This is a genomic window from Tahibacter sp., assembly GCF_035481375.1.
GTDB lineage: Bacteria > Pseudomonadota > Gammaproteobacteria > Xanthomonadales > Rhodanobacteraceae > Tahibacter.
This window is the reverse complement of the sequence record NZ_DATIGT010000299.1, coordinates 1-7,063: the sequence shown is the minus strand read 5'-3', so window position 1 is coordinate 7,063 and position 7,063 is coordinate 1. Positions and strand designations below refer to the sequence as shown.

At 63.2% G+C, this 7,063-nt stretch carries 9 protein-coding genes; all 9 read left to right on the top strand.

Annotated elements, in window-relative coordinates; translation table 11 throughout:
* A partial coding sequence (locus tag VLF18_RS19855; protein ID WP_325278202.1) for a PAAR-like domain-containing protein occupies window positions 1-184 on the top strand: 184 nt, incomplete at its 5' end.
* Between the two features lie 13 nt (window positions 185-197).
* A complete protein-coding gene (locus tag VLF18_RS19850; RefSeq protein ID WP_325281368.1) occupies window positions 198-1,265 on the top strand; it encodes a hypothetical protein in 1,068 nt (355 codons plus the stop codon).
* Window positions 1,266-1,281: 16 nt separating this feature from the next.
* Window positions 1,282-2,274, top strand: a complete 993-nt coding sequence (locus VLF18_RS19845) for a hypothetical protein (RefSeq protein WP_325281367.1) — start codon at window positions 1,282-1,284, stop codon at window positions 2,272-2,274.
* An 11-nt stretch (window positions 2,275-2,285) separates the two neighbouring features.
* The gene (locus tag VLF18_RS19840) at window positions 2,286-2,870 is read left to right on the top strand and encodes a hypothetical protein (protein ID WP_325281366.1); all 585 of its coding nucleotides are present in this window, start codon (window positions 2,286-2,288) and stop codon (window positions 2,868-2,870) included.
* Window positions 2,867-4,090: a hypothetical protein gene (locus VLF18_RS19835; protein ID WP_325281365.1), complete on the top strand. Its 1,224-nt coding sequence runs from the start codon at window positions 2,867-2,869 to the stop codon at window positions 4,088-4,090. The genes VLF18_RS19840 and VLF18_RS19835 overlap by 4 nt, the downstream gene beginning before the upstream one ends.
* Window positions 4,091-4,113: 23 nt before the next feature.
* Entirely contained in the window at window positions 4,114-4,590 is a 477-nt protein-coding gene (locus tag VLF18_RS19830) for a hypothetical protein (protein WP_325281364.1), read from the top strand.
* Between the two features lie 48 nt (window positions 4,591-4,638).
* Entirely contained in the window at window positions 4,639-5,649 is a 1,011-nt protein-coding gene (locus VLF18_RS19825) for a hypothetical protein (protein ID WP_325281363.1), read from the top strand.
* Between the two features lie 205 nt (window positions 5,650-5,854).
* The gene (locus tag VLF18_RS19820; RefSeq protein WP_325281362.1) at window positions 5,855-6,331 is read left to right on the top strand and encodes a hypothetical protein; all 477 of its coding nucleotides are present in this window, start codon (window positions 5,855-5,857) and stop codon (window positions 6,329-6,331) included.
* A gap of 341 nt (window positions 6,332-6,672) precedes the next feature.
* On the top strand, window positions 6,673-6,882 hold the full coding sequence (locus tag VLF18_RS19815; RefSeq protein WP_325281361.1) for a hypothetical protein: 210 nt from the start codon (window positions 6,673-6,675) through the stop codon (window positions 6,880-6,882).
* Window positions 6,883-7,063: the final 181 nt, after the last annotated feature.

The window sequence follows — 7,063 nt, the reverse complement described above, 5'->3', positions numbered from 1 at the left end:
TCTGCACAACGAAAGCTACGTCGACAAAGTGATGGGCGACCAGCCCGGGATGGGCAAGGGCATCATTTCGCAGACCAACGAGCTGATCAGCCACAACATCACCAAGAGCCGCAGCGTCTACGTCAACGGCAGGCAGCTCGTGCGCACGGGCGACACCGTGTGGATGAATTTCAAGAAGCCGTAGGACGGCCGCGACCATGAGCGGACTCGAAGGCGCGACCAGGCTGGTGCTCGACGGTGACAGGATCATCGGGTACCAGGACGCGTCCGGGATGCTGAATATCTGCATTCCCGATTGTGGTCGCGTGAAACCGAATTCCCAGCGCAAGCCCGGTCCCATCGGCAATACGCAGGGAATCATCGTTCCGCAGACGAGTCCCAATCCTGGCGGAAACAGCGCGCCGACGCCGCAGGCACCTGCTGGCAAGGAAGAAAAAGGCTGGTGGGGGAGTTGGGGGAGCGCCGTCACGCACGGCGTGCTCGATGTGGTCGGCATGATTCCCGTGGTTGGCGAACCTGCCAATCTGATCGGTGCCGGCATCTACGCGCTCGAGGGCGACTACGTCAGCGCGAGCCTTGATCTCGCCGCGATGTGGCCTGCCGGCGGCCAGGCCGCAACGGCGGCGAAATACGGCCGCAAGGTCGGCAGCGAAGTTCTGCAGCAAGTCGAGAAGAAGGCCGACGACGTGGCCGAAGCCGTCGCAAAGCGCAGTGACGATGCGGCTGCAGCAGGCAAGAAGGCGGACGATGCAGTGCCGCCGAAGAAGAACGACGGCGGCAACGTAAAGGGGGATCCCCGCTGCGTGCTCCGGCCCTTCAAGCCTGATACGTGTGCGCCGAAAACCGGTCACCACGTGGTTCCGGACCGCGCGTTTCGCGTCGGGCCGCGCGGCAGTGCACGCATTCCCGGCGGCATTTCGGAAGACGAAGGTCTCGTGATCTGCGTCGAGGGAAAGAATGCGAGCCGATCGAAAGATCACGGCAAGATTCATGCGATCTACGATCCGATCGAGCGTGTCGCCGGGCTCGCGGGCTCGCCGATCGGCAGCGCGCCGCTGGGAGTGCTCGAAGCGGCGGGCGCGCTGTCCGTGTCGAAAGTGACCGGCTGCAATGCGCTGGCACTGGAAGCGCAGCTGCGTGCCTACCATCAGTCGAAAGGGCTGAACATCGACACGCTCGTCCGTGCAGACCCTTCCGGAAAACTGCCGGTCGACATCACGAAACTTGGCAAGGGTGCCACGCCCAGTGGCGGGCCTGGTCGATAACTCAGGAGCGATACGCATGGGCGACAGCAAGGAGCCGGTAACCTTTTTCGCCGGTTGCGCCATAGAACGTGACTACATATACGTCGGTGGAAAACCGGATGCGCTCGATGAGGAAACCGAGTTCTCGCGCCTGTTCTTCTTCGACGAGCAGAATCGGGCGCAGCCGTGGGTTCATCACGATCTCGCCGACTTCGCGGTCGTGTCGATGTGCGTCGCGGCGAACGTCGAGGGAGCCGGTCGCCAGTACTGCGCGCTGTCGCGGCAGGGCGACGTCGAATTCATATGGGTCGGCGGCAAACGCATGGAGGAGATCGACGGAGCCGGCGTGCGTCGTGCGGAGCCACCGATCTACGGCTATGTGAATGTGATCCGCGCGATCGCAGGAGAACTCTACGTGGCGGGTTCGGGTGGGCAGGTGTATTGCCGTCGAGGAGGGGGATGGCAATCCATCGCGCAGTCGCTGCAGAAGCCCGCTGTCGTTCCGTCAGCCGTGATCGACGCAGCGGTCCTCGATATCGGAGGAAGAGAGTTCGCCGACATCGACGGCGTATCGGCTTCGGACATCTATGTGGTCGGTGGAAATGGTGAAATTTTCCATTTCGACGGCGCAGAGTGGACGGAATGCGATTCCGACGCGTCCCGGCCGCTGAATTGCGTCCGCGCAGTGTCGCGCGACGAGGTCTGGGTATGCGGATATGGCGGCTGCCTCATGCGCGGCAACGCGAGGACGGGCTTCGTCCGTGCCGGCAGCTGCAGCGAAGTGCTGACCTTCAGCAGTATCGGGATCCTGGACGGGAGTGTCTTTCTCGCATCGAACAAAGGCGTGTTCAGGCTGAGCGACGACGGCATTGTCCGCCGGGTGAAGACCGGCCTGGAACCTGAGGTCGAAGACAGCAACGTGCTCGACGTCAGGGACGGAATGCTCTGGAGTTTCGGCTACACGGACATCGTCCGTTTCGACGGCCGGGACTGGTCGCGGATCGAGCATCCCGACAATGTGCAGAGCTGACGGAGTCAGGCGTGCTTGACGGTAGTTCCGGTTCTGCGCCGCCCGCCGTTCGAGGGCGCGATTCGATGGGCGGGGCGGCAAGTGGTTCGACGAGCGAACATGGCGGTGGCCGTACGCGGTCTCTGCATGGAGTTTTCTTCAACGCGTTGCGATGGCATGCGGCGTCAGCGACAACGACTCTCAAGCCACGACGGCGGCAGCGGCAGGGCCATGGAATCTACGACTGCAAGAAACAGGAAGTTCCGCCGCGCGTGTACTGCGCCCGACGCTTGCCCGACCCAGCGCAGGACAGGCTGTCTCGCGCCTCGGTCGATCGCGCGCGCGATGAGCATGACCGTGCAGTCCTCGCCGATCGACAAAAGACCTATCTGCACAATGAAAGCCACGTAGACACGGGTCAGCCCGGGATGGATAACGGCGTCACCGCGCAGACCAAAGGACCGATCCGCCGCAACATCACCCGGAGCCGCGGCGTTCGTGCGAACGATCGTCAGTTCGCGCGGCGCGTTATTGATGCGTTTCGAGAGGCCATGGGGAGCGCGACCGTGATCGTTCTGCGGTTGTCGCGCGTACTGCGGCGGAGTGTACTGCCATGAGCTTCCAGCCCGGCTGGTATTCGACGCCTTCACTGGGTCCGAATTCGTTTCAATACTTCCAGACGCCGAATCTCGTCACGGCCCAAGGCTATTTCGACGGATCGAATCAGATTCTGCAGTGGGGCACCGAGCAGTTTCCGAACGGGCAGCCGGGTCAATGGACGCCGGACATGCAGGCGCTCGAAAAGGCTGATGCCGGCGACTGGTGGGACAACCCCAAGACCGGTCGCGTAAAGCCGAACAACCAGCGCAAGCCGGGCCCGATTGCAAATACGCAAGGCATCATCGTCCCGCAAACCAGTCCGAATCTCAGCGGCAGTACGAGCGCGCCGACACCGAAGGCGCCCGAAGGCCAGGAGGAAAAGGGTTGGTGGAAGAGCTGGGGCAGCGCCGTCACGCATGGCGTGCTGGATGTCGTGGGCATGATTCCCGTCGTCGGCGAACCTGCGAATCTGATCGGCGCGGGGATCTACGCGCTCGAAGGCGACTACGTCAGCGCGGCGATGGATCTTGCAGCGATGATCCCGACCGGCGGTCAGGCCGCCACCGCGGCGAAATACGGCCGCAAGGTGGGCAACGAAGTCGTTGAGCAGGCCGCGAAGAAAACCGATGACGCTGCGGAAGTCGTCGCCAAGCAGAGTGACGAAGCCGCGGAAGCGGCGGCGAAGCAGAGTGACGAAGCCGCCGCGGCTGCGGGCAAGAACAATTCCGGCGGAAAGGTCAAGGGAAAGAAAAAGCTCGATTGTGGCCAGATGGGCAAGTACGGCGAGCTTCAGAAGTTCGACGCGGAGAGCGCCGGCATGGAGCGCGATCACATTCCGCCGCAGGCAGCGTTGTCCGAGCGCGCGTTTCAGCTCGCGAACAAGCAGGGTCTCGCCCTCTCCGCAGCCGAACGAAAGGCGCTGGCCGAACGCGTCGGCCGCCACGCGCTCACTATCAGCATTCCGAAAGACATTCACAGCGAAGGGCTGACCAACAGCAATCCGAACAACAAGAATGCGGCAGGCGATCTACAACGAATCGCGCGGGAAGAAAGCCGGCAGCATCGCGAGAACATGCGTCGAAGCGACAAGCACCACAAATGCCTCGGCGCATTGCAAAAGGCGACTGGAAAGATTGGTAAGATCACGAATCAGCAGTACGACAAGTTCTTGCAGAACGTAATCGACGATTTCGTCTCCGGAAAACGCACGACGAACCCGTGGAAAGGCATTCTTTAAATTCCGCTGAGCAGGATGAAGTCATGGCAAGTATTGACCCCGCCCTTTTTATCGCAGCGCTCGACAAGGCGCATACCAGCTCCGAAGGCGGCCGTCTGCTGACCGCGATCGGTATTTCGGAAGCCGACCTGCAGGAAAATCCGATGGAGACGGTCGGCCATCGGATGTATGAGGACGAGGCGCGCGGTATCCAGCTCGACTTCGTCGACGAGGGCAAGCGTCGCAAAACGCCGATCCATGACATCGGCGAAGGTCCGTGGGTGCTGTTCCAGTTCTACTTCATGTCGGGCGCTGCCGGCGGTGGCCGCTATGCGGGGGCGCTGCCCTACGGAATCACGTTCGACATGACGCGCGCCGATCTGGCCAAGCTTCTTGGTGCACCGACGTCGAGCAATCCGATGGTCGAGCTCTGGCAGAAGGAAGATCATCGCGTCAGCGTCAACTTCGATCGCAAGTCTGGCGCGATCAAGGCCGTTGGCGTGCAGGCGCCGCTTGAGTAATCGCAGCGGCGACCCGTCAGCGCGTCGCCCGGTGCAGTCGGAGTCATCGTGGATATACAGAACGTCGCGCGATTGTTCGGCCGGCTGTCCACCGATCCAGCGGTGGAGGCGATGTTCGTCGCGCTCGGTGTCAAGCGCCGTCCGAAACTCGCCGATCCGCCGCGCAGTCCGTACGATGCCATTCTGAAAATCAGCACGCGCGGCATGCTGCTCTGTTTCACCGAGCGCAACTACTGGGAAAACATGCCGACGCGCCTGCATGGGCGCGGCGACGAACTCGTGTTTCGCAATGTCGCGCTGACGTCAGGTATTCCTGGCGACATGCTCGGCTATGACGGACCGATGCCGTTCGGACTGGCCTGGAGCGACACGCGCGACGAGGTGCGGTCGAAGATGGCGGCACTTGGGCATGCGGATCGCCTGCATGCGTACAAGCGCGACGCCTGGTGGCTGCCCGACCATCATGTGCGCGTGACCTATCAGCCCGGCGATATGAACGTGCGCGAAGAGCCCGGCATTTTCGACATCAGCCTGGGCATCCTGCCGACGGACGGTTCTGCGCCGCCGGAAAAGACGCACTATCCGTCTCCGGCCGACATCGTCTCGCTGTTTGGACACCCGATCACGAGTCCTGCATTTCGTGACGCTTTTCGCGATTTCGATCCCGATGATCTCGCCGAAGCCGTCGACGGCGAGGCGATCGATCGAAAACGCGAATTCGGCTTCGAGCTGTATTTCGATCCGAAGCAGCGGGCGGCCGACGGCACCCCGGGTTTCGCCGGCATCGACATGACGCGCGATCGGCTTGGCGATTCGCGCGAATGGCGAGGCAGTTTGCCGTTCGGTCTGCATTTCGACGACACGCCGGCCGTGTTGCCGCAGAAAGTCGGACGTTCGCCGAATCAGTGGGAGGAGTCCCATATCTGGGGCGTCGCGCGTTGGTATCTGCCCGAGCATCTGCTCTGGGTCAATTTCGATACCCTCGACAACCGGCTCGAGTCGATCGCGCTGCTCGCGCCGGGCTACCGTCGCGATCTGCTTGAAGCAGTGAACGACTAATCGCCGATAGCCCGGTCGTAGGCGCTCGCCGTCGTCCTATACGAAGTCGGCGCGTTGGCCGCCGTTGAAGAAGCGCTTCGCGCGCCTCCGGCCAATCCGATCGGTTGCGGCTATGCGGGCCCAAGTGGCTGCCGGAGGGGCAGGCGCCGGGTTCACGGGACGCCACGGCTCGGCGGCGAGTCGCCGGAAACGGCGGTTTTGTCGAGTGGCACTGTGGCTGCAGATCTTCCGCGGCGATGCTGCGGCTATCGACTGCCTGCGCGCTGCACTCGGCGGCGAGCTGGCGCGTCTCGCAGCTTACGGCCTTCAGCATGTGACCGGTGTCGACATTGAGGCGGAACGGCTCTGGCTTGCACCGGATCCGAATGCGCCGGTGCCCACGCCCGAACCGCGCACCGAAAGTGATGTCGGTGACGCTGATTCCGACGATCCGGAAGAGCGCATCCATCCCGAGGACGCCGGGCTGTTGCCGCCGGACGCTGCCGCGCTCGCAGCATGGCCGGCGCTGCGGTCTGCCGCCGCCGCCGGTATTCCGTTGCTTGCCGGCCGACCGCTGCGCGAGCCGGGCACTTTCGACGCCGACGCGCTGAGCTTTCCGCAGCTATGGCAGCTTGCCTTCGCGCGTACGCTCGCCGGCGATGCCGGAGCCTTGGCGCGGGTCGCGCTGCCGGTGTTGTACTGAATCAGATCCCGCGCCTCTGTCGGCCCGGTATTTCCAGTGCGTGCCCGTGGACCAGCAGATTGCCCATCCGCGGCGGCGAACAGATGCACGCGCGCCTGCGACATTTCTGAATGTCTGAAGGAACATCGCTGCCCGTGTCTGCTTCATGACAGCGGAGCCCGCTTCAGTGCGCGGCCGGATCGCCGAGGTAGGGAACCCACGCGCCCGATCGTGTTAACTACGAACGCGTACCTCGAGGGAGCCGGTGTCCGACCTGCGGCTGGTGCGGCATGCACCCGTGTACGTATGTCGCAATGGCAACGAGACCGCGGTGTGCAATTGTCCCGCCTGCTCGACATTCGATGTTGCTGCGCATCAATGTGACGCAGTTGCTGTTTACTTCAGCGCAGCAGACGTTAAGGTACAACCTGGGTTCAAGCCACCGCGTGGCGCGGTGCTCGGTCTCCGAGGCGCTCGCATTCCTCGGCGTGATCGGCGCGCGAAAGGCTCGCGCGAAAACCTGGCAGTTTCTGGAACGCCGCCGGCCCGTCGCCGGCCCGGCCGACGGCTGACTGTCGCCCGCGTAATCGCCTGGACTTGCGCAAGGGATCACCATGAACCGCACGCTGAACGTCACCACGCCTCTGGGTCCCGAAGTGCTGCGCTTCGACGGCTTGCAGGGGAAAGAATCGCTGTCGCAGCTGTTCGACTTCCAGCTCACGATGAAGAGCGAGGAGCGCGGGATTGCGGCGC